The sequence below is a fragment of the Methylosinus sp. R-45379 genome, from assembly GCF_001644125.1.
Taxonomy (GTDB): Bacteria; Pseudomonadota; Alphaproteobacteria; order Rhizobiales; family Beijerinckiaceae; genus Methylosinus.
In genome coordinates this window covers 1-1,047 of the sequence record NZ_LUUM01000029.1, presented here as the reverse complement: position 1 = coordinate 1,047, position 1,047 = coordinate 1, and the positions used below count along the sequence as shown (strand labels likewise).

The window sequence follows — 1,047 nt, the reverse complement described above, 5'->3', positions numbered from 1 at the left end:
GTCCTGGACGCATAGGCGGGCAATCTCATTCTGTCGCATCCCGGATAGGGCAGCGATCAAAGAGAACTGGCGCTCGCGGGGTCCGATCTTGCGGAGCAACACCACGACTTCCTCATCCGTGAACGGGCGCTTCTCACCTGTGCTGCCGCCTTGTTCGCGGGCCTCTCCGGCCGACACCTGTTGCCCCTGCCACGGGTTAGCCTTCGCCACCTTGGGGACCAATCCCAAATAGCGCCAGTAGGACGAGAGACAGGAAACGTCCTTGTTCGCGGTTCGGCGGTGAATGCCACGACCGATGAAGCGTCCCTCCACGTAGGAATGAGCGACGTTGCCGGTAATTGCTTCGACCGTCTCGGGGGTGTGGTTGGCGCGACACCATTCGCCGAGCCGTTCAAGCGCCCGTTCGATGTCATCCCGGTAGCCCTTGCCGAGCCGTCGCCGTGAGAACCAACTCTCCAGGTAGGCATTGAGCGGCGTGGCCCGACCGAAAGCCACATCGGCGAAGGCGCGCGCGGCGGCTTCCCCTTGGCTCGCCTCAATGGCCTCGGCGCGGGTCACGATGTAATCTTCTACCGGGTTGACGACCTCGACGACGTTGCCGTTCCCGTCTGCCACTTCATGCGGCGTGGCCCGGCGCAATTCTTCACGAAGCTGGACAGCCTCCCCCGTCAAGCCTTCCTTCTCACGGCCCCCACGCGCCTCGTCAAATTGGCATTGGAGGCGATGGAGCACGGCCCATTTGAGGCTGTCAGCTTGGCGCGGCGTGGTCCCTGCGGGGAGGCTTTCCTTCAGCTTCTTTTTGCCGAAGTGCTCCCACAGGCTGGGCGGGATCATCTTCACCACGCGAATGCGGTTGCCATGCCGTTCAAGATGGCTCCCGAGCTTTGCCTTCGACAAGGCTTATCCCCCACTTATACCCCAGACCTATCCCCCAAAATGGCCATGTAAGATATTGATGTCAATTGATTTCAGTTGCTTGGCGAGGTGATGACGGATAGTCCCGCCCCCTCCGCCAGCTTTCACCGCCGCTGAATCGCCCTTCGCCGA

General features: G+C 61.7%; 1 pseudogene. It reads right to left on the bottom strand.

Going from position 1 to position 1,047, the window contains the following annotated elements:
* Window positions 1–897: pseudogene (locus A1351_RS02055) on the bottom strand (hypothetical protein); the annotation flags it as partial.
* Window positions 898–1,047: the final 150 nt, after the last annotated feature.